Source organism: Kitasatospora sp. NPDC001159, from assembly GCF_053598235.1.
Genome location: NZ_JBSFJV010000044.1, coordinates 1 through 19,162 on the forward strand (window position 1 = coordinate 1; position 19,162 = coordinate 19,162).

The window sequence follows — 19,162 nt, forward strand, 5'->3', positions numbered from 1 at the left end:
GGCCGCGCCGAAGCCCAGCTCGCCCGCCCCCAGACTCTGCGCCCAGCCCTGTTGGCGCACCTTGGTCAGGGTGACGGCCGCCCCTCTGCGCGTGGTGCGCCGTCAGTGGTCGATGTGGTACGACTCGCCGTAGACCTTCCACACCAGCGGGGTGTTGAGGTCAAGGTTGCCCGCGCGCAGGAAGACCAGTTGCTCGGTGTCCACGCGGTCGGTCTCCTCGTGGGCGGCCTCGGTCTTCATCGCGGCCCGGCGGGCGTCGAGGAAGGCCGCGAGATAGGTCTTCTCGTCGCCGCCCTGGGCGGGTGTCTTGGCCTTGCGCATAGCGGCCGCGCGGATCCCGCCGAAGCTGACCGGCTCGTCGCCGGGGCCGTGCATGACGATGGTGTCGTAGTAGATGAACTGGCCCAGGGCGCGCAGGCCGTCGGTCTGCGCCTGCATGACGGCGGGGTTGAAGTAGACGCGGTCCCGCTCATCCTGCTGGGCCTGCTGGAACGCCGGGTCCTGGGCCGCCTTCTTCCAGTCCCCGGCGAAGTCGGGGTCGAGGCCGGAGTGCGAGGCGGAGCCGTTCACCTTGTGGAGCGCCGGGAGGTACTTGCTGAGGGCGTTGCCCGGCTTGAGCTGCTCGTAGTGCTGCACGAGGTCGAGCATGTCGCCGGTGCCCGAGCAGAAGCCGATGATGCCGCCGGTGTAGCCGCGGCCGTCCTTGATGTCCTCGATGTACGCGAACTGGGCCTTCCAGTTCAGCGAGGAGTTCTCGGCGCTGGAGACCAGCTGCTGGGCGATGTCCTTCAGATGGGGGTCGTTCAGGCCGGCGGCCGCGCCCGGACCGGCCGTGGAGCCGGTCGCGGCGGGCTGGGGCTGGGTGGTGCGGTGCGGGCGGGCGCTGGCCACGGTCGCGGTGACGGCGGTGATCAGCACGGCGGCCATGGCGACGTGCAGGGCCTTCGGCCGGGACTTGCGGGCGTGGGCGGGCGGCATGCGTGCTCCGGGGTCGAATGGGAGGGGAGGGGACGTCCGTCGTCCGGTCAGGCCTCGGCAGCTGGCTCCGGGTCGGGATCGGCGCGGACGGAAAGCGGTTCGGGACGGGGTTCGGGAAGGGCCGCGCCAGGGGTCAGCCGGAAGCGCTCCGGGCGGGCGACCGTCCGGCGGTCGGCCGGGGCGACCTTGTCGCGGCGCTCCAGCCACGCCCGCAGCCGGTCCAGGGCGCTGCGGTCCCGTTCGGCGTCCGGCGCGGTCGCGGCCGTGCCGCCGGTCTCGCGCAACAGCACCCGGGCGGGCCGGGCCGCGCCGTCGCCGGGGACGGTCTCGACCACGACGAAGCCGGTGCCCGGGCCGAAGGTGACCTGCGGCACTTCGCCGTCGACGCCGAACACGGCGGTCCGGCGCCCCGTCGTGGACCAGACGACGAACTCGACCTCGGTGCCGAGGTCGGCCGCGGGCGAGGACAGGCCGGTGACCGGCGCCGGTTCGACGAGGGCCAGGCCGGGCGGGTACGCCTCCAGCACCTCCGGCGGGAGGTCCGTGCCTAGCAGGACCGCGCCGTGATGGCTCGGCAGCCGGCGCAGACCGGACGCCAGGCAGGCGAAGTACGGGGCGAGCGGGCCGGGGGCGCCGCCGCGTGCCTCGGCGATCACCGCGGTCCGCCCGGCGGGCACGTCCGCGCCCTCGTGGTGCAGCAGGACGGCGACCAGGTCGGGTTTGAAGTCGTCCCTGCCGGTCGACCGCAGGCCCGGGAGCCGGGTAACGGCGGGTTCGACGCGCCCGGCGCCGCGCTGGTAATGCTCGCCGAGGAGGGCGCGGAAGGCGTCCCGGTCGGCGGCGCTGCTCACCGGGGCGAGTGGCAGGGCGTCCGCCGCGCCGAAGTAGCGCGCGGTGAGGGCGAGCGACGGGGCGGGCTCGGCGGGAGCAGGCGCCTCGGTGGCTTCGGCGGCCTGCTCGGGCTGCTCGGCTTCCTCGGACGCCTCGGCGTCGACGGGCGCCGGAGCCTCCTCGGACGACTCGGTCTCGACGGGCTGCCCGGGGGCCGGGGCCGACTCCGTTGCCGGGACGGCCGGTTCGACGACCACCGGTGGGGCCGGTTCGGCGGCCGGCTCGGGAGCGGGCCCGCGAGTCGGCTCCACGGAGGAGGTGGGCCGCTCGGACGAGCGCCCGACGACGGGAGTCCCGGCCGAAGCGGAGGCGGTCGTCGCCGTCGCCTCGGCGGCGAACGGCCCCGCAGTGGTGGCCGGTTCGGCAGTGGCGGGCGCGCTCACCGGGGCCCCGCCACTGCAGGTGGCGAGCCCGGCCGGCGGAGCCGCCGGCGGGAGCAGGCCCGGGTCGGCGGACGCGGCGACGCCCGGGTCGGCAGCCGAGGGCAGACCCGCACCGGCGGGCCGCACCGGCCCCGTCGCGAAACCCGCGCCCCCACCCGCCGCCAAGGTGAACCGCTCCGGCACCGACGGCGCGCCGAAGCCGCCGCCCACCGCGTAGGTGGTCGGAAAGGCCAGGGCCGGGCCGGCGATCCCGCCCGGCTGACCGCCCTTCGCGTGGGCGGGAGGGTTGAGCCACACCAGCCCGTGCATCCGGGCGAAGAAGCGCGCGCTGCTCTCCGAAGCCGAGTCGACCAGGCCGTGCAGCAGCAGCCCGAACCCCCGGACGCCCGGGGTCGGCAACTGGTCGAGCAGGGCCGACAGTTGCTCCCACACGTCGTGGGTGATCAGCCGGGCCCGCTCGCCCACCACGAGCAGCGGGCGGGCCGGGTCGGGGCGCAGCAGTCGCGGTGCCCACGCGTACGGCGGCTCGGGGCGCAGCCAGAGACCGGCCGGGACGGCTTCCAGGCACCAGAACGGGAAGGCGTCGAACAGCCCTGGGCCCACCGTCCGCCAGGCGGCGCCGCCGTTGCGCCAGGCGGCGCCGACGGTGTCGTGGCGGCCCGTGGAGGTCAGCCGGATCAGGTACGGCTCCCAGGTGGTGGCGCCGCGGTGGTCGAGCATCCGCGCGGTGTAGACGCCCTCGTGGGCGACGGGGAGGCCGACCGAGGCGTGCACCGGCCGGCCGAGCCGCTCGGCGAGTGTGCCGGAGAGGACGGCGAGCGCGCCCGGGTCGGCCCAGGGCGCGCTGACCACGAGTTGGTCCGAGCCGGTCGGCAGGGAGAGCGCGGCGTCGGCGAACTCCTCGGGGGCGAGCACGGGTTGGGCAGGGGTGCCGACCAGCAGCGGCGTCGTGCCGGGCGGTGTGGCGAGCTGTCGCAGGAACGGCATCGCAGGTTCGGGGCGGGCCGTGACGTGGTTGAGCCAGAAGCCGGTGGCCAGCCGGTGGACGGCGACGGAGGCGGGCAGCGCGGTCGGTCCGGGCGCGGCGACGGTCCGGGAGGGGACGGCGGGCGACGGCCAGGACCGGCCCTCGGTGGCGGTGCGCGCGGGGCCGGCCGGTGCCGGCCAGGGCCCGGCTTCCGGCTGCGGCTGCCCGGCCGGGAGCGCGGTGGTGGCCTCGACGGTCTCGCGCAGTCGGTGGGGGCGGCCCCCGGGAGGGCAGTTCCACCAGGTCGCGGGCTCGGGGGAGCTCTCGGGCGCGGTCACCTTGAGGGTGCCGTCGGGCTGGATGGAGACCAGGCCGTCCGGGGCGACCACCGGGATGCCGGCCTTGTCGGCCACCACCTCGGCGGGCCGCCGGCCGCCGGGGCCGAGCGCGGCGAGGCCGGAGGCCGCCAAGATCAGGCTGGACGCGCCGCGGGTCCAGGCGATCAGGCCGAGTTCGGCCATCTGCTCGCGCAGGACCGGGGCGGCGTCGGCTGCCGCGGCCACGACGACGAGGGCGTTCGGCACCGGCCGCAGGCTGCCCATGGCGGCGGACAGTTCGGCGTCGCTCACCTCGCGCGGGGCGATGACGTAGTGCGGGCCGAACGGCCGCAGGACGGAGCGGGACGGCGTGCGGCGCGCGGGGGCGGGCGGCGTTGCGGGCGGTGTGTTCCGGCGGCCGAGCCGGCGGCGCAGGGCCGGTTCGGCCGCCGCCCCGGAATGCGCCGCGCTCATGCGCCCACCTCGCTGCGCTCGGCAGGCGCTTCGCGCAACGCGCACCTCTTGATGATTCGCTCGCTGCGCTCGCTCATGCGCCCACCTCTCCCCCAGCCTCCGGCCGGGGGTACCCCCACCGCTCGGCAGGCGCTTCGCGCAACGCGCACCTCTTGATGGTGAGCTCGCTGCGCTCGCTCATCGCGGCTCCCGGGCTGGGCACGAGGGCTCCGGCGGATGACGGGCGAGGCTCCACTTCAGCCATGGGCGTACGCCTCCTTGCTCGATCGTCGGGACCCGCACGAGCGGCGTCCCGGCCACCTATACGGCGCCGGTGCGGCCCGCGGTTCACCGGTCCTGCGCCCCGCCCCTCCTGCGCTCCACTGGGCCCGCGCCCCACCCGTCCTCAGGGCCCCTCCGCCTCCTCCGGCTCGGGCACCAGCGCCGTCTGGAGCTGTACGGTGCGCCGGCGGGTGATGTGCAGCGCCCGGCCCGGCGGCAGTTGGCGGGGCTTCACGTTGCCGAACAGCACGCCCTCGCTCGGCGGGCAGGAGAGCAGCACCACCGGGGTGTTGACCTCCTGCAGCCGGCGCAGCAGCGGGTCGCTCATGGCCCGCCCGGCGCCGTTGGCGCTGCGGGCGACGATCAGGTGCAGGCCGAGTTCGGTGCCCTGGGCGAGGTGGTCGAGCAGCGGGGCGAAGGGGTGGCCGGTGAGCGGTGCCGAGATCAGGTCGTAGTCGTCGACGAGGATGAACAGCTCCGCGCCGGTCCACCAGTCGCGCAGCTTCAGCCGGGCCGGGCTGATGTGCTCGCCCGGCACCCGGCCCTCCATGGCCCGTGCCGCGCCCTGGACGATCTGCTTGAGCACGTCCACGGCGACCGCGTAGCCCAGCCGGTACTCCTCCGGGACGAGGTCGAACAGGCCGCGCCGGAAGTCGATCAGCATGATCCTGGCCTCGGCTGGGCTGTAGGCCGCGGTGATGCCGTTGACCAGGTGGCGCAGCAGGTTGGTCCTGCCGGTCTCGCTGTCGCCCATCACCATCAGGTGCGGCGACTCCTCGAAGTCGTGCCAGAGCGGGGAGATCTCCCGGTCCTCCAGGCCGAGGGCGATCCGCAGCCGGCCCTCGGGCGCCGGGAGTGCGGCCGCCTCCAGCAGCAGCGGCAGCATCCGGACCTGTGGCGCGCGGGGACCGGTCCAGTGGTCGTTGACGGCCTCGACCAGGTCGGCGACGCCGTCCGCGAGGTCGTCCGGGTCGCCGGTGCCGTCGATGCGCGGGAGGGCGGTGAGGAAGTGCAGTTGTTCGTCGGTCAGGCCGCGGCCGGGCACCTTGGGGACGGTGGCGGCGGCCCGCATGTTGATCATGGAATCGACCGAGTCGCCCAGCCGGAGCTCGAACTTGGTGCCGAGCTGGTCGCGCAGCGCGCTGGTGATTTCGGCCCAGCGGGTCGCGGTGATGACCAGGTGGACGCCGTAGTTGAGGCCGCGGCCGGCGATCAGGCCGAGTACCTGGACCAGTTCGCCGAACTCCTGGCGCAGGGTGTTCCAGCCGTCCACGACGAGGAAGACGTCGCCGTGCGGGTCGTCGGCCAGCTCCGGGTCGCCGGCCGCCCGGCGCCGTCGGAAGGACGCGGCGGAGTCGATGCCCAGCCGGGCGAAACTCTGCTCGCGGCGCGCGATGATGGCGTTGATCTCGGCGATCGTGCGGCCGACGCGCTCGGGGTCGTGCCGCCCGGTGACCCCGCCGACGTGCGGCAGCCCGCGCAGCGCCGAGAGGCCTCCGCCGCCGAAGTCCAGGCAGTAGAACTGCACTTCGCGCGGTGAGTGGGTGAGCGCCAGGCCGGTGATCAGGGCGCGCAGCAGGTTGCTCTTGCCGCTCTGCGGGCCGCCGGCGATGCCGACGTGGCCGCCCGCGCCGGACAGGTCGGCGGTGAGCAGGTCGCGCATCTGCTGGAACGGCCGGTCGACGACGCCGATCGGCACCGACAGCCCGCCGCGCTGCGGCCACCCCTCGGTGGTCAGGCCGTGCTCGGGCCGGCAGGTCGGAGGCCATCCGCTGAGGTACTCAACCGTGGATCTGAGTATCCGTACTCAGTCCACCGGCCTCCGCCGGGTCCGGAACCGCGGCGGTGGCCCGCGACGTCCCGGGTCCCGGTACGGTACGCCGTGCCGGAGCTGCCCGGCCGGGGTTTCTCGAATCCCGGGATTGCGAGGAGGGGGAAGCGCATGACGATCCTGCCGCTGATCTTCACCAGCGGTCTGGCGAGCGGCATCAACGCGTACGCGGTGGTGCTGCTGCTCGGGCTGCTGGGCCGCTTCGCCGGCGCGGAGTCGGTGCCGCACGCGCTGGAGCGCACCGATGTGCTGATCGCGGCGGCGGTGCTGTTCCTGCTGGAGGCGGTGGCCGACAAGATCCCGTACGTGGACACCGTCTGGGACGCCGTGCACACGGTGATCCGGCCGATCGCCGGCGCCGTCGTGGGCGTGCTGATCGCGAGCAACGACCCGGGCTCGCTCAGCGAGGTCGTGGCCGGCGCGATGGGCGGCACCACGGCGCTGGTCAGCCACCTGGTGAAGGCCTCGCTGCGGATGGCCGTCAACACCTCGCCCGAACCGGCCAGCAACATCGTGGTCAGCCTGCTGGAGGACCTCTCGGTGGCCGGCCTGGTCACCCTGGCGATCTTCCACCCCTGGCTGGCCGCCTCGATCGCCGCCGTGCTCCTGGCCGTCGGCCTGCTGCTGGTCTGGCTGACGATCAGCAGGATCCGCGCCTTCCGGGCCCGCCGCCGCGAACGCAGGGCCGCCCGGGCGGCCGCGCAGGATGCGTTCGCGCAGCCCTAGGATCGGGTGCCATGGCAAAGATCGTCATCATCGGCGCAGGAATGAGCGGGCTCGCGGCGGCCTCCCGGCTGGCGACCCTCGGCCACCGGGTGACGGTCTGCGAGGCGGGTGGCACGTACGGCGGCATGGTCGGCCGGTACGAGCGCGAGGGTTTCGCCTTCGACACCGGTCCGGGCCTGCTCCCGCTGCCCGCCGTCTACCGCGACCTCGCGCTGAAGACCGGCAAGGAGCCGCTGGAGCAGCTGGTCGAGCTGGCCCCGGTGGACCCCGAGAGCCGGCACCTGTTCCCCGACGGCACCGCCGTCACCCTGCCGAACGCCTCGCGCGGCGGTGTCAGCCAGGCCCTCGACGCCGCCTTCGGCGCGGGCTCCGGCGCCCGCTGGAGTGAGGTGATGAACCACGGCCGCACGGTCTGGGAGGCCACCCGCCGCCCGCTGCTGGAGGAGCCGCTCCCGGCCGACCGGGGCTTCCTGGGCACTGACCCGTACCCCGTCCCGGCCCCCACCGGCCTGGCCCGGCTGCGCCGCCCGCGCCCGTGGACCCTGGCGGACGTGGCGCGGCGCGAGCTCGGCGGCCACCCCGGCCTGACCGCCCTGCTGTCCGAGTCCGCGGTGCGCCACGGCTTCACCCCGGGGCAGGCCCCGGCCGGGGCCACCGTGCTGCCGTACATGGAGCAGTCCTTCGGCGTCTGGTACGTCCGGGGCGGCCTGCGGGCCCTCGCGGAGGCCGTGTACCGGCGCTGTGAGCTGCGCAGGGTGGAGTTCCGCTTCGACACCCCGGTCACCCGGGTGGTGGTCGAGGACGGCCGGGCGAGCGGGGTCGAGACCACGGACGGCCGGATCGATGCGGACCTGGTGATCTCGGCGATGGACGCCAACGCCCTCTACCGCAACCGTCTCGCCATGTGGCCGGGGAGGCCGGCCGAGAACTGGGAGCCCCGGGAGGTACCCGGCCGGTTCAGCGTGCTGCTGGCCCTGCGCGGGCCGCGCCCGGAGGGCACCGCGCACCGGACGGTGGTGCACGCGGCGGACCCGGCCGCCGAGGCGGACGCCCTGACCCTCTCGGCGCCGCCCTGCGGGCGCCCCACCGTCCAGGTGCTGCGCCCCGACGACCCGGCGCTGCGCCCCGACGACGCCCACGAGAGCGTGGTGCTGACCGCCACCGTCCCGGCCCAGGGCGACTTCGACTGGACCGCCCCCGGCATCGCCGACCACTACGCCGACCGGCTGCTCGCCCACGTCGACGCGGCCGGCCTCGGCCTGCGCGAGCGGGTGCTGTGGCGGGTCGTGCGCACCCCGGAGGACACCCGCCGGGAGACCGGAGCGCTCGGCGGCGCGGTCGCCCGGCCGGTCCTGGCCGGATCCTCGGGCTGGTGGCTGAAGGCCGCCAACGAGTCCCCCGTCCCCGGGCTCCACCTGATCGGCGGCAACGCCCACCCCGGCGGCGGACTCTCCCGGGTCGGCATGTCGGCCTGCATCGCGGCCGGCCTCATCGGCCCCGCCTGAGGCCTGCCCGACGATTCGCGTCGGATCAGCACGCGGCGTTGGGGTGCGTGCATCGCGAGGGGGAGGAGGGCGTCCATGCGGTGCGGGCACCTCCTGGCCGGAAGCCGGGGCCATCAGCGACCGACGACAACGCGGCGAGGTGCGTGCCCCCGGCGTTCCGCGCCCGGCGGGAACCGTCAGACACGCCCGAGCCCGGCAGGCCGCCACTCAGCTGGGTGAGCCGACTCCCGAGAGGTTCTCCCGCCCCAGTTGACGGCCGTTCAGGGTGACCGTCACCGTGCTTCCGCTGATCTCGTACGTGTACTCGCCGTTGTGGGCGACGAACCCGTCGGGCGTCTGGCTGGCGGGCATGGCGACCCCGGTGTCGGGGCGGCCGATGAACTCGCCGTAGTAGTACAGCTTTCCCGCGGCCGTCCGGCAGAGGGTGATCTGCTTGTCCTTCGTCCGGTACGCCACCACCAGGGCCGCCTTGCCGCCCTCGGGGAGTTCCTCCGCGATCCGCGACGGACAGCTCGCCGCCGCCGGGGAATCCGAGGCCTGGTCGCTCGTGGTCGGCACGGTGGAGGGACCGTTCCGACTCCCGTCATCGAATGCTTCCGCGCAGCTGCGGAGCAGGCTCGGGCCGAAGAGCAGCACCGCCAGCAGGGCCAGCCCCGCCCGCAGGCAGCCACCGCCCCGGGCCCGGGTGGGCGCGGGCCGCCGAGCCGTGCGCGGCGGAGCCGGCGGCGGCGCCGTCCACGGGGGCGGGGTCCACGTCGGCGGTGGCGATGCCGCCGGGGCGGGGGCTGAGGAGGAAGAGGCGCTGCCCGGCCGCCCGCCGGACTCGGCCCTCGGGAAGAACAGGCCTTCCGTCGAGGTGGTCACCGTCGAGGTCCGGTGCGGCGGCTCCGTCGCGGTCCCCCGCGCCTCGCCGCTGCCGGGGGTCCGCGGCCGGTAGGTGCTCTTCGTCGGCGGTTCCGGCCTCGCCGTGCGGCCGGTCGTGCCGGCCCGCGGACGCGGCCCGGCCACCGGTTTCGGCGCGGCGGAACCGGCCGGGCCCGGCCGCTCAGGTCGACGCGGCGCCTGGGGCCGCCAGGGAGTGTCACAGGCGAGGCAGTTCCGATCAGCCGGACCGTTCTGCACCTCGCACTCCGTACACTTCCAGCCCTCCTTGGGCGGCTGCGGCCCCTTCGGCGCCGACGGTCGCTTCTCCTCGCACACCATGCAGACGCGGCGGCTCGCGGCGTTGAACGTGTCACAGGACGTGCAACGCCAGGTGGAACCCGCCACGTGGTGCGCTCCTTCCAGAACTCTCCGTCACAGCAGTCGGCCACCGGTCCGCTGCAGTACCTGGTCGTACAGTTCCCTGGCCTCGTCGGAGGGCGGGAAGCTGATCCAGTCGTCCTCGCCGCTTCGGCGTGGACCGGTCGGGGGTCCGGCAGCCGCCTGTTCCTCCGCCGTTGTCCGCCGGCTGATGAGCCGAATGAACCCATGGGCGTCCACGGCGTGTTCAGCGGTCACCTCGAGCCGGACGTTGATCCGGCCCGCTCCGCGTGTCCCGCGTTCCGTCAGCGGTGTGAAGGACAGCACGATCTGGGTGCACGGGCCGTCCTCGATCTGCTGGATGTCCAGCTGGACGCACGAGTCGAGCGGCGCGTGCAGTCGCCCGCCGTCGTCCCAGATCAGGGTCAGCCAGCCGTCCCGGTGAACGACCTCGGCCCCGACGCATCGCAGACGCCTCATCGGTAGGGATTCCACCTCGTGGTCAGAGGCTGTTGGCGATCGTGTCGATGATCTCGTCCATCTCGAATTCCTGGAGGCCGTCGCCCGCCTTCGAGGGGAAGTGCAGTGTGAGGTCCCAGTCCTCGGCGACGCCCGTCCACGGCTGCTGATCGGGGGCGAAGAGCACGAGGCGCTTCGCCGACTGCTCCATGACCGCCTCCTGGCTCCGGGCGTACCCCCACTGCTCGAAGAGCTCGTCCATGCTGCGCGGAATCGACTGGGGGTACCCGGGCACCGTCGTGTGGGAGCTGCCCAACGGGTGGGCCGGAGCATCGGTGAACATCACGATCACGTGTCGGCGCCGGTCCAGCCCGGTCTCCCAGGGGGCACCCACTGCGAGCGCGAGCGCCTCCAGCGCGGACTCCGGGATGTCACCGCCGCCGGCGGCCTCCAGCCCCTTCAGGAAACCCTCGAATTCATCGGCCCGATCCGGGAGGCGGATGAAGTCCGTCTCTTCGAGGGCGTCGTCGGCCCGGTCGCCGAAGTCCCGGAAGGCGATGGTCTTGATCCTCAGCTGGCTGATCGACTTGCCCTTCGCCGCCATGACGGATTCCAACCGCTGGTGGAAGGAGAGTGCGCTGGCCTTCACGGATTCGAGGACCGGGCCCATGCTGGCCGTGGCGTCGATGCACAGCACGATGTCGACGGCGTACTGCAGGTTGCCCTGGTAGGGCGTCTGGGCGGAGCTCAAGGAGGTTCTCCTGTCGAATGATGAGGGACCGATCGGTACCGACGACGGACGATCGGCGGCTACGTGCGGCGGTCGCCGAGGTTGATCCGGACTCTCGACACCCTGGGTGTCGGCTCCGTCGTCGAGGTGTCGGACGGGGTGGGCGGTGTGCTCACCGGCCCGGTGGCCGGACGACTGCGAGCGCCTCCGCCGAAGTTCGTTCGCAGCCTGCTCACCCTGGCCTCGGTGCCCTCCGGCGAGGCCGGGCCGGGAACAGCGGAGGCCGGGGCGCCGACGGACGGACCCGTGGTGCCCGGCCGGACGTGCCGCAGGGCACAGGCCTCGGGATCCTTGAGTGCCGCGAGGAAGGCCGCGATCCTCGGGCGGCTCTCCGGGGCCCGCCCGGTCAGAGCCGTGACGAGGCCCCTCACAGTGGGGGAGAGCCTCGGATCGAGCCGGAGCTCCTCCCCCGCGTTGACCGCGTCCGCCGGGGAGCCGTACCGGGCGTCGTACCTCGGCAGCGAGCCGGTCAGGTAGTAGTGCGCCATGAGCCCGAGGGCGAACATGTCCGCCGCGGTGGTGAGCATGCGGGCGTCGACCGTCGGGTCCTCCTGCACGTAGCGGCGCCACTCGGGAGCCCCGTACAGGGAGTCTCCGGCGATGTCGTGCGGGCCGGGAGGACTGCCCGAGAGGTACGAGTCGTCGAAGTCGATCAGCTTCGCGATGTGGAGGGAGTTGCCCAGGTTCTCCTGCACCAACACGTTGGCGGGTTTCAGGTCGCCGTGCACGATGCCGATGCCGTGCAGGAGTTGGAGGCTCACGGCGAGCGTCCGCAGCAGTACCGACTTCTGCCGGGGCTCCAGCACCTGGGGCCGTTCCAGGGTGGAGGTGTCGATCCGCGCGGTGACCTTGTAGTAGGTACTGCCGTCGGCGAAGAAGTCCTCGGCCAGCACGAGGTTCCCGCCACCGCGCATGTCGGGCGTGAGCCGTGACATCACGCCGCGGTGACGGTCCTCGAACTCCCGGCACACCTCCTGCCGGATGCGCTTGCTGCGCTCGCTGCCCGGCGAGTCCGGCCTCGGGCGTTTCGGCTCCAGGAACTGCTTGATGAAGTACGGGCGTCCGTCCTTCTCGGCGAACGCCCAGACGCACTTCCCACCGTTGTTGTTGGTCGGCGTGGTGGTGATCCGGTAGCCGTTGATCTCCTCGCCCAGCTTCATGCGCCAGCCTCCCGCACCACGGGCATGCACCGTTCGTACTCGGTTCGGTACGCGAGCCAGTCCTGCTCACGCCAGTGCCGCAGGGCGTCCTCGTCGGAGCCGTCCGGGCTTCCTCGGTATCGCTCACAGCTCCTGCGGTACCGGTCCGTGAACGCATCGCGGAGTTCGCGGAAGTCGCAGAATCCGATCGCCACCAGGGCGAGTGACGCGTCGTCAGCCGTGTACTTCTGGACCTTCCGGCTCAGCCGGTCCGCCCAGTCGGCCTCGTCCGAGGATCTCTGCAAGGACTCCAGCAGCACGTGTTCGAAGTCTCCCGGCGTCCACAGGTACCCGAAGAAGCCGTCGGTCGCGCAGAGCAGTACGCCCGGCACGATCAGGTCGACGCCGTGCGACTCGACCGTGAACGGGCGGTCGGCGCAGACCATGTTGGTCATCGGCGGGTCCTGCGTGAGCTGCACCAGCGCATCGGTTTCGTCGGTGTGGTCACGGGTGAGCGTCTGGAGTCCCTCGCCCGGCGTCAGGACGTACGCGCGAGAGTCACCGGCCCACAGGCTGTTCACCGTCACGCACGCGCCCTCGATGCGGTACCAGATCGACGCCATCGTGGTGGGGAGCTGCCGGCGCATGGTGCCGACCACCTTGCTGCGGACCTCAGGGCGAGCCGCGTCGAGGGCTTCCCGCAGCCGGTGTTCGAGTGCGCGAACCTCCGGAGCCCGCCGGTGTTCGACGCAGTCGCGGAACCACAGTTCCACGGCCAGTCGGGCCACCCTGGATCCGGTCCACGCCCCGCTGCGGGCGAGGCCCCGGCCGTTGGTCCAGCTCGAGGCCGACCCGGCGCCTCCCGCGCCGTCGAAGACCGCCACCAGGCCCGTGCGGCTCGCAACGTGGTGCAGGACCAGCGGATCCGCGTCCTCACCGGCCCCCGCCGTGCGTTCGGTCCACACGCTGAGCGCGCCGAACCCGGGGTGCGCGGCATGCCCGACGGCATGCGTCACCGCCGTCGTCGACTCCTCCGCAGGCACCGCCGGACCGGGCGACGCCGACGGGACCGGAGGCACGGACGGGACCGGCGGTACGCCCTGCGGTGGTGCGGTCACCGGCCGCCTCCGTCAACCGGGCGGATCCGCTGGACGCCCCGGACACGACTCGCCCTGGGCGGCTCGGTCTCGCCCTCGGACGAACCGCTCCGGCGGTCCGGCCGCGGGCCGGGGCCCGGCCGCCCTGCGTCGTACCCGTCGTCCGCACCGGTCGGCGCCTCGAACGGCACCTTGCCGGCCAACGGCTCGTCCTCCGGAGGGCCGCCGATCGACGGCGGGACGACCTCCCCGGGCAGGACCGTGGCCGGCCTGACCTCGGCCCATCCGCTCGGCCGGTCCTCGACCGCCCGGTCCGCGACTCCGCTACCGCGGACCCGGCTGGCCCGGGTGCCGCCGAACGGAGCCTCACTCCCGCCCAGCAGCCGGCCCAGCACCATCCGCTCGGTGTTGGCGACTTCGAAGGGCTCCCGGTCCGCGTCACCGCGTTCCATGACGAGCTTGAAGGTGCGCATCAGTTCCTCACGCTCCTCGGCCTCCGCCTTCGCGATGAGTTCCTGCGCCGCCCGCGGCCCTTCCCGTTCCATGATCTCCGCGATCAGGCCCTCGAAGCCGTCGGCCCGCAGCATGTCCAGGTGCCGCTGCCGGCGCATGCCGGCCAGCCGGGTCTCGCGCTCCACGTCCCGGTACGTCCGACCACTGGTCGCCACCTCCTCCTCGTCGACCAGCAGTTCGACGTGAACGTTCCGCAGCCGGACGGCGCTGTCCCCGGTGAAGTCTCGGACCCTCCGGTTGAGCGCCGACTCCGCCTCGTGGAACTCCGCGATGTCGTAGTCCCTGGAGACCGCACGCAGCATGCGCCGCATGTGGTCGAACAGGGCGTTGGTCATGTCCCGGATCCCCCGGGCCACCACCTCCGCCGGGTCGACCACCGCGCAGACCAGCGCTACCTCGCTCCGGAAGGCGAACGTGGGATCCCGGCTGAGCAGCGGAATGTGGAGGACGAGTCGGTGCTCCGTGGTGTCCACGGTGTACGCGGTCTGGTAGCGGCCGACCCATGCGTCGGAGATCTCCTCGCCCGGACGGACGGTGAGTGCCGGACCGTCGTTCGGCACCAGGACGAGGGCCCGGCCGGGGGCCGGCGGCCGAAGCGGGTTCAGCAGCCTCAGCCAGGCGAGCCGCTCCTCCGCCAGCACCGGGTCGTACGTCGAACTGTCCATCGAGGGCTCCTTCGACAACGCTCTTGAAAAGGACGGCTCGGTCACCGCGAGGTCGCCGCGACGACTGCCTCGCGCAGTGACGCGGCCGCCCGACACGGGCGTTCGCGGTCCGCCGACCAGACACCCAGCCAGTACACGAGGCGTTCACGGTGCTTCCCCGGCCGACGGGCTATGCCGATCAGCATCTCCCGCACCACCGACAGTCGCCTCGGATCCTGCTCGGCGTAGTCCGTCAGCCACGTACGAAGGGTGGCCAGGGCCTGCTCCTGGATCGGCTTGCGGGCCAGCGCCCTCGCCCACAACTCCTCGAGCGGGGCACTGAGTTCGCCGGCCCCGCTCCACAGCGCCGACGGGCGGTCCGGGTCGCCGGCCGTGGCCGGGTGGGTCCGCTCGGCGCTGAACAGGAACACCGACAGCGACTTGGCGACTATCGGCGAGAGGTCCTGTGCCTTCGACCACTCCAGCAGTGCCGCCAACACCGAGTCGGCACGGCCCTGGTCGTTCAGCCGGACGATGCTCCACGCCACGGGGACCAGGTTGCTCCAGTCGTCCTTCCAAGCCAGCGCGGTGCGCAGGACTGCCAGCGCGCGGTCCGGGTCGTCACGGCCGAGCAGGCCACCGACCGCGGTGGCGGCGGTCTTCGCCTGACGCCGAGCGGCCGCCGACGTCCCCTCGACGGCCCATCTGTCGAGCCTCGCCCAGACCGCCTCGCTCAGCTCGGGCTGCCCGCCGATGACGCCGAGCGCCGTGGCGGCGGCCTGCCGCACCGGCCACACCGTGCTGCCGGACCAGGACGAGAGATACCTGTGCAGAGCGTGCTCGTGATCGCTCCAGGCCATCACGCCCGCGGCGACGGCAGCCCGTGCCCGGACCTCGACATCGCTGTGGACCAGCAGTCGGCGCAGCCACGCCAGCAACTCGTTCCGCATCCCGTCCAGGTACGACCACGCGTAGGCCAGGACGGCCTGCCGGACCAGCGGGCTTCGAAAACTGACCGTCGGCGGTCCGAACGCCCGCGTTGCCCTGCCCTCCGCGGAGCCGCTCACCGAGATCCACGGCTGGTCATGTCCCAGGCGGTCCCGGTAGCGCAGGCCGGTCAGCGTGTACGGGTCCCGGACCAGGGCCGTGTGCAGCTGGATCGCGGCGTCGGACACGGTCAGATAGCTGGCCCCCTCCAGTACGGCGGCGGCGACCGCGAAGCACAGCGACTCAAGGTCCTCGTGGCGACTGAACCACTGCCGGACCAGTTCGCTCGGGTCACGCAGCAGTGCGACGCGCTCCGCCAGATCACGTCTTGCTCGAACCGTCCTGGCCAGGTCCACGGCGATCGCGGGTTCCGGCTGCTCGCGCAGCGCTTCCGCGGCGCCCGACCTCGCCAGCCGTTCCCGGAGCTCCCTCAGCTCCGCCTCGTCCGGTCCCGACCCCAGCGCATGGCGTTCCAGCACCTCGGTGGCGTCGACCGTGCCGAGGTCCGAGAACACGTACGGGGTGCGGTCCGCGGCCCAGGCGAGCACCCCGCGGGGCGGGCCGGTGATCACGACCATGAAGCTGTTCCCGGTCTTGAGCGTCGAGGCGGCGGCGGTCAGCCATCCGGAGTCAACGGCGTCGTAGACCGCGCTGCCCCGGGCCGAGCGATCGTCCAGCTCCACCAGGTAGCCCGCGTTCTCGTACGGCGGCGCCCAGGTGCCGCTCAACACGGCGGACGGGTCGGTCGACCGGTAGCAACTGCCGCCGTCCGCCGCCCCCGCGTCGATCAGCGCATCCACCAGCAGGTTGACCGCGGCCGCGGCCCGGCCGGTCCCCGGGGGCTGGGCCAGCACGATCAGATGGCACTCCTGCAGCAGCTCCAGCGCGGACTTGTAGCCACGCGGCGAGACGTAGCAGGCGAGATGGCCGTTCTGTTCGTCCGGCTCGACCCGCACCAGAGAACCGCTCGAGGAGGTCGGCACACCGGCGTGCCCGGAGGTGCGGCCGTGGGCGTTGAAACCGCCTCCGAAGCTCACGGTGTCGTGGAACATGGCGAGCGTGCCGATGCTCAGCCCGGAGGGGGCGTCCCGCAGACGGTGAGCGATCAGGTCTGCGATCTGCGCAGCCCTCCCGCTGTCCGCCCACTCCTGCGGGTCGTCGGCGCCCTTGCTGAGCGCCACCAGGGCGGCCGCCTCGTTCAGCGGCCCCTCGCCCTCCTCGGCCGCCTTCGCGGGGGCCGGATGCTTCTCGGCGGCCGCGTCGGCCGCCGGTTCGGAACGGTCCGCCACGGCCGGACCGGCGGTGCCGCGCTCGGCATGGGACGCCGTCGCTTCGTCACTCAACGTCTGGATCTTTCACACAAGCCTCATGCCGCCCTGGGGCCGCCTCGGCAGCGGTCAGCAGGAGCAGCGGTCAGGAGAAGTTGAGGTCACCCGCGACCTTGACCGCCCCCTGGTTCACCTGAACGTTCTTGATGACCGCCGCGTTGACCCCGCCCACTCCGCCGGCCGACCGGACCGATTCGTCGACCAGCCGACGGATCTCCTGCGAGAACTCGGAGTCCCGGAGCATGTACTCGTGCAGCACGCGCTGCAGCTCACCCACTGCGGCCTCGTCGTCGGGGCTGCCACACGCCCGGGCCAGCGCCCCCTCGGCCTCGCGGTTGCCCGAGAACCGGTTCCGGATGCGCTCCATGAGACGGGACGTCGCCGTCCACGAGGAGCGGCCGGCCTCCTCGCCCACGGATTGGAGTGCCGCGGTCGCGGCGAGCGTGGCACCTGCCAGTGCCGCAGTGCTGATCGGATCCATGCGTCGCCCCCGAGGATAGGCGCCGTTTCCCTGGCTGCGATCAGCCTCCGGCGCAGATACGCGCACAGAGTATCGGTCAGGTACGGCCTTGGGGCCGGTTCGCGGAAATTCCACTCACCCGTGTGACGGCCAGGTGTTCTGCTGCTGGTAGACGTAGCCGCTCTGGTCGTACGCCGGCTGCTGGGGGATGCCCTGGCCCTGCTGCTCGGGGTGGGGCTGCCACTGCTGCTCGTGCTGCTGCTGGGCGTTCGGGTCCCAGGCCTGCTGCTGGTGCTGTTGCTGCTGGTAGCCCGCGTACGGGTCCGGCGCCTGCTGGTAGCCGCCGTACGGGTCCGGCGCCTGCTGGTAGCCGCCGTAGCCCTGCTGGTCGTAGGCGTAGGCGGGCTGCTGCTGGGTCTGCCACTGCTGCTGGTCGTAGCCGGACTGGTAGGCCGCGGCGTACGGGTCCTGCTGCGGCTCGGCCTGCTGCTGCTCGTAGTACGCGGGGGCGTAGACGCCGTCCTGGGCCAGCTCCTGCATCTCGAACGCGGCGGTCTGCTCGACCTCCGGGACCTCCTCGGTGACCGGTTCCGGGACCGGGGTCTCCTCGACCGCGCTGACCTCGCCGACCCGCTCCTCGGTCGCCACGACGGCCGCGACCGTGGCCGCGCCGCCGGTCAGGGCGCCGAGCAGCGGCACCTTGGCGAGCGGGCCGGGCAGGCCGCCGTCGGCCTTCCGCAGGGACCAGCCGTTCTGGTGGCCGCGCTTGACCGAGAGGGTGACGAAGGCCTGGCCCACCGCGAACAGTCCGGCTCCGGCGCCGATCACCACGACCGAGCCGAGGGCCATCCCGGCGGCTACGCCGAGGAAGCCGACCAGGGCGAGCACCCGCCAGTGCAGCGGCGCCCGGTTCTGTAGCAGCACCTCGGCGATCAGCCAGAGCGCCACCACCGCCAACGCGACGTACAGCAGCAGGAATCCGATGCCCATCCGCGCGCTACCTCCAGTCGCGTGCCCGCGCGCGCCGCGCGTGTGCGGCGACTGTACCCGCTCAACGGCCGGGGTGCCGCATCGCGTTCCCGCCGCCGACGGCACCGGCCGCACACGACCGAGCCCGCCACCGTCGATGCGGTGACGGGCTCCTGAACGCTCGCCCAAGAACGCGCCCGACCGGCTCCTAGCGCTGGTGCAGCCCCAGGTTCTGGTAGATCTCCAGCGTCGCCGTGGAGTGGTTGAGCGTGATGAAGTGCAGGCCGGGCGCGCCCTCGGCGAGCAGGCGCTCGGCCATCGCGGTGGCGTGCTCCATGCCGATCGCCCGCAGCGCCGCCGGGTCGTCGATGGCCGCCCGCAGCCGGGCCTCCAGCTCCGCCGGGAAGGCCGAGCCGCTGAGCTGCGGGAAGCGCTCCAGCTGCTTGGCGTTGGTCACCGGCATGATCTCCGGGATGATCGGCGTCTCGCAGCCCGCGGCGGTGACCCGGTCGCGGAACTGCAGGTAGTCGTCCACCTCGAAGAACATCTGGGTGATCGCGTAGTCCGCGCCGGATCGGACCTTCGCGACGAAGTGCCGGATGTCGTCGTCCCAGTTGTCCGAGCGCGGGTGCATGTTCGGCGAGGCCGCGACGCCGACGCAGAAGTCGCCGATGCCCTTGATCAGCTCCACCAGCTCGTACGCGTAGGTGACGCCCTCCGCATGGCTGACCCACTCGCCCATCGGGTCGCCGGGCGGGTCGCCCCGGACCGCGAGGACGTTGCGCACCCCCTGGTCCGCGTACTGGCCGATGATGTTGCGCAGTTCGGCGACCGAGTGGTCCACCGCGGTCAGGTGGGCGACCGGGGTGAGCGTGGTCTCGGTGGCGATCCGGCCGACCATGTTGACGGTGCGCTCGCGCGAGGAGCCGCCGGCGCCGTACGTCATGCAGACGAAGCTGGGGTCCAGCGGTTCGAGCCGACGGATGGCGTCCCAGAGCTTCTGCTCGCCGACCTCACTGCGCGGCGGCATGAACTCGAAGGAGAAGGAGCGCTTTCCGGCCGCCAGGAGCTCGCGTACCGTCTGTGCGCGGTCCGGTCTCGTGGAAGCGATGCCGAGTGCCATGCTGGCAGGCTATCGGGCCTTCGAAGGGGCCGGACAACTCGATCCCACGATTTGGGACAAGTGGTGGACCTTGTTTCG

General features: G+C 73.1%; 15 protein-coding genes and 1 pseudogene. 3 read left to right on the plus strand and 13 right to left on the minus strand.

The window, feature by feature from the left end:
- Positions 1-102: 102 nt before the first annotated feature.
- From ACWC9T_RS22445 to eccCb, 3 genes and pseudogenes are all read right to left on the minus strand, one after another.
- Entirely contained in the window at positions 103-978 is an 876-nt protein-coding gene (locus ACWC9T_RS22445) for a chitosanase (RefSeq protein WP_449822820.1), read from the minus strand.
- A gap of 47 nt (positions 979-1,025) precedes the next feature.
- The gene (locus ACWC9T_RS22450; protein ID WP_449822821.1) at positions 1,026-4,010 is read right to left on the minus strand and encodes a hypothetical protein; all 2,985 of its coding nucleotides are present in this window, start codon (positions 4,008-4,010) and stop codon (positions 1,026-1,028) included.
- A 385-nt stretch (positions 4,011-4,395) separates the two neighbouring features.
- Positions 4,396-6,021: pseudogene (eccCb, locus tag ACWC9T_RS22455) on the minus strand (type VII secretion protein EccCb); the annotation flags it as partial.
- A gap of 192 nt (positions 6,022-6,213) precedes the next feature.
- On the opposite strand from eccCb, the gene ACWC9T_RS22460 reads away from it, so the two are divergent.
- Together ACWC9T_RS22460 and ACWC9T_RS22465 are read left to right on the plus strand one after the other, a co-directional pair.
- Positions 6,214-6,828: a DUF4126 domain-containing protein gene (locus ACWC9T_RS22460; protein ID WP_449822822.1), complete on the plus strand. Its 615-nt coding sequence runs from the start codon at positions 6,214-6,216 to the stop codon at positions 6,826-6,828.
- A gap of 11 nt (positions 6,829-6,839) precedes the next feature.
- Entirely contained in the window at positions 6,840-8,333 is a 1,494-nt protein-coding gene (locus tag ACWC9T_RS22465) for a phytoene desaturase family protein (protein ID WP_449822823.1), read from the plus strand.
- A gap of 207 nt (positions 8,334-8,540) precedes the next feature.
- Here ACWC9T_RS22465 and ACWC9T_RS22470 read toward each other — a convergent pair whose 3' ends face one another.
- Positions 8,541-8,891, minus strand: a complete 351-nt coding sequence (locus ACWC9T_RS22470; protein WP_449822824.1) for a hypothetical protein — start codon at positions 8,889-8,891, stop codon at positions 8,541-8,543.
- 148 nt (positions 8,892-9,039) lie between these two features.
- Here ACWC9T_RS22470 and ACWC9T_RS22475 point away from each other — a divergent pair, with 148 nt between their 5' ends.
- A complete protein-coding gene (locus tag ACWC9T_RS22475) occupies positions 9,040-9,270 on the plus strand; it encodes a hypothetical protein (protein WP_449822825.1) in 231 nt (76 codons plus the stop codon).
- A gap of 359 nt (positions 9,271-9,629) precedes the next feature.
- Here the strand turns inward: ACWC9T_RS22475 and ACWC9T_RS22480 are convergent, their stop codons facing one another.
- The 9 genes from ACWC9T_RS22480 to metF all read right to left on the minus strand — a co-directional run bounded on the left by ACWC9T_RS22480 (position 9,630) and on the right by metF (position 19,084).
- Positions 9,630-10,055 (minus strand): hypothetical protein, encoded by a 426-nt coding sequence (locus ACWC9T_RS22480; protein WP_449822826.1) that lies wholly within the window; start codon positions 10,053-10,055, stop codon positions 9,630-9,632.
- 22 nt (positions 10,056-10,077) lie between these two features.
- On the minus strand, positions 10,078-10,785 hold the full coding sequence (locus tag ACWC9T_RS22485; RefSeq protein WP_449822827.1) for a vWA domain-containing protein: 708 nt from the start codon (positions 10,783-10,785) through the stop codon (positions 10,078-10,080).
- A 59-nt stretch (positions 10,786-10,844) separates the two neighbouring features.
- Positions 10,845-11,984 carry a protein kinase domain-containing protein gene (locus tag ACWC9T_RS22490; protein WP_449822828.1) on the minus strand — a complete coding sequence of 380 codons (1,140 nt, stop codon included), beginning with the start codon at positions 11,982-11,984 and terminating at the stop codon, positions 10,845-10,847.
- Positions 11,981-12,979: a PP2C family protein-serine/threonine phosphatase gene (locus ACWC9T_RS22495; protein WP_449822829.1), complete on the minus strand. Its 999-nt coding sequence runs from the start codon at positions 12,977-12,979 to the stop codon at positions 11,981-11,983. Before ACWC9T_RS22495 ends, ACWC9T_RS22490 begins: the two co-directional genes overlap by 4 nt.
- A 98-nt stretch (positions 12,980-13,077) precedes the next feature.
- The gene (locus ACWC9T_RS22500; RefSeq protein ID WP_449822830.1) at positions 13,078-14,238 is read right to left on the minus strand and encodes a hypothetical protein; all 1,161 of its coding nucleotides are present in this window, start codon (positions 14,236-14,238) and stop codon (positions 13,078-13,080) included.
- A gap of 41 nt (positions 14,239-14,279) precedes the next feature.
- Positions 14,280-16,547 (minus strand): hypothetical protein, encoded by a 2,268-nt coding sequence (locus ACWC9T_RS22505; RefSeq protein ID WP_449822831.1) that lies wholly within the window; start codon positions 16,545-16,547, stop codon positions 14,280-14,282.
- 70 nt (positions 16,548-16,617) lie between these two features.
- Positions 16,618-17,013 carry a hypothetical protein gene (locus ACWC9T_RS22510; RefSeq protein ID WP_449822832.1) on the minus strand — a complete coding sequence of 132 codons (396 nt, stop codon included), beginning with the start codon at positions 17,011-17,013 and terminating at the stop codon, positions 16,618-16,620.
- Positions 17,014-17,127: 114 nt separating this feature from the next.
- Positions 17,128-17,982, minus strand: a complete 855-nt coding sequence (locus ACWC9T_RS22515) for a hypothetical protein (RefSeq protein ID WP_449822833.1) — start codon at positions 17,980-17,982, stop codon at positions 17,128-17,130.
- Between the two features lie 187 nt (positions 17,983-18,169).
- The gene (metF, locus tag ACWC9T_RS22520) at positions 18,170-19,084 is read right to left on the minus strand and encodes a methylenetetrahydrofolate reductase [NAD(P)H] (RefSeq protein ID WP_449822834.1); all 915 of its coding nucleotides are present in this window, start codon (positions 19,082-19,084) and stop codon (positions 18,170-18,172) included.
- Positions 19,085-19,162 lie beyond the last annotated feature (78 nt).